Annotated in this window: 1 protein-coding gene; it reads left to right on the top strand. The window is 76.8% G+C overall.

Features of this window, described 5'->3' with window-relative positions:
* Positions 1-720: 720 nt before the first annotated feature.
* The coding region (locus GCU69_RS33410; protein WP_235978184.1) for a helix-turn-helix domain-containing protein at positions 721-1,221 on the top strand (501 nt) is incomplete at its 3' end.

The following is a 1,221-nucleotide window of genomic DNA, read 5'->3' as shown; positions in this document are numbered from 1 at the left end:
CGGGCGGTGGGCGCACGGGAACTCCGCCGGTGGTGCACGGGAATTCCGCCGCTGGGGTGCACGGGAATTCCGCCGCTGGGTGCACCGGAACTCCGCCGGTGGCGTACGGGCTTCCGCCGGTGGGTGCACGGGAATTCCGCCGCCACCCGCGACCGGACGGTTCCCCCTCGCACCGTCCGCGCCCCGTCCGGCACCGTCCGCCCCTCGCGCACGGCCGCGCTGTCGTCACGGCGGCCCGTCCTCTCCCCCGGGGAGGACGGGCCGCCGTTCCCGTGCCGCCTCCGCCTCGCGGGGCGGGGAGGCCGGCCGGTGGGGCGGAACCCGTCCACACCCCCGGCCGAGGACGGGCCCGCCTTGGCCCGAGTGTTCTTCGTCTCTGTGTTCGGGCTCAAGGGAAGCGGGGGGTCTGTGGCTCGGAGGTGACCGTTCCGCTACGGCCCGAACACCGAGTGCGGGTGCTGTTGCCGACGGGTAACGACACGGGGCACCGCGTGGCACACTGACGCCACCTGGGCGTATCCGCGCACGTTCCCGAGCGGGCGCGCGACGGTGCGCCCGGCGGGGGCGGAACCGAGCGGAACTGAACCGCCGCCCCGGGCATCCTCCGGTACGAGGGCCTCCGTTACGCGGGGTCCGCCGGGCGCGGGGGAGTGGCGCGGCTTGGGAGGGCTCGCGTCGCCCGGGAGCAGTGGCACGCGTGGGGGACAGGGGGAGGCGGACATGCCTCGTTGGAAGCCGCTGCCGGACGAGCTGGACCCGCGGGTGCGGGAGCTGGCGAACCGGTTGCGCGAGATCGTGGACCACAGCGGACTCGCCGTCTCCGCCGTCGCGGACCGGACCGGCTACGGCAAGTCGTCCTGGGAGCGCTATCTGACCGGGCGTCTGCTGCCGCCGCGGGACGCGGTCGTCGCTCTCGCCGGAGTGACGGGCGCGGACCCGGGCGGGCTGAGCGACCTCTGGGAAAGGGCGGACCGCGCCTGGACCCTGACGGAGGCACGGCTGGACGGCCTCACCACGGGGCAGCAGGATCCGGAGCCGGAGTCCCGCCCGGATCCCCGCCCGAGATCCCGCGCTGGACTCCGCCCGGCGACCGGCCCCGGGCTCCGTCCGGAGTCCCGCCCGGAGTCCCGCCCGGAACCCCGCACCGCCCCGCTGCCCGGCACCGCCCGGCCGGCCGCCGTCGCGCCGTCGCCCGACACCACCCCGTCGCCCGGTGCCGTG

The sequence above is a fragment of the Streptomyces lycii genome (assembly GCF_009735685.1).
In the GTDB taxonomy this organism is placed as follows: Bacteria; Actinomycetota; Actinomycetes; order Streptomycetales; family Streptomycetaceae; genus Streptomyces; species Streptomyces lycii.
The sequence above is the reverse complement of the archived record's forward strand: the minus strand, read 5'-3'. Positions and strand labels throughout refer to the sequence as shown.